We start from the raw sequence: 746 nt of genomic DNA on the forward strand, positions 1-746 counted from the left end.
GGTGAGAGTGTCGATGCTCATATTGGTGCATTTACCAATCAAGGGACGTTTATTGCAACCGATGATTTGCATTTGATAGTAAGCACACAAGAAGGCGCCGATCCGCAACAAGCCTTTCTGAAGAATACATCCGAAGGGGTTCTTCAAAGTGGTGGCGTTTTTGTTGTGACCGCAGGGCAATTAGACAATGCCGGTGCGCTTGGCTCTAGTGGTGAGAATGTTGCCCTCAATGTGGCAGGGAATGTCAGCAATAGTGGGCTGATTTACGCCAAAAAATCTATGGATCTATTCAGTGATGGTGATTTAACCAACACACAGGGCAGAATGATTGCAGAAGAGGCTCTCAGCATTGGTGGGCTGAAAGAGACACGTGCTGGTCATATAAATAATGAGGCTGGTCTTCTCAGTGCTTTAGCCGGTGAGATGAAGATTGTTGCAACGTCTTTTGTCAATAAAAGCGCTGAAACGACAAATTCAGACCAACAAAACGCTACACATGATGAAGGTGCGCATGTTTTAGCCCGGGATGGTTTGCGCATTGATGTGGGCAGTTTTGAGAATGTTGATGGTCTCATTTCTACGCAAGGGACAGTCAATATTGTTGCTGATAGTGTGATCCAAGCAGGGCGCATAGAGATTGAGCGTGGTGACCTTCAACTGACCAGCCATGGTGATTTAAGCAATAGTGGCACAATAGAAAGCAATGATACCATTGCTTTGCATGCGCAAACAAATCTCAGCCAAAC

General features: G+C 45.7%; 1 protein-coding gene. It reads left to right on the forward strand.

The features are described from left to right. Nucleotides 1-746, forward strand: a 746-nt coding sequence (locus ACFIMQ_RS09580; RefSeq protein ID WP_375703949.1) for a hypothetical protein, incomplete at both ends; no start/stop codon positions are given.

The organism is Bartonella sp. AD13SXNS (assembly GCF_042196465.1).
Classification (GTDB): domain Bacteria; phylum Pseudomonadota; class Alphaproteobacteria; order Rhizobiales; family Rhizobiaceae; genus Bartonella.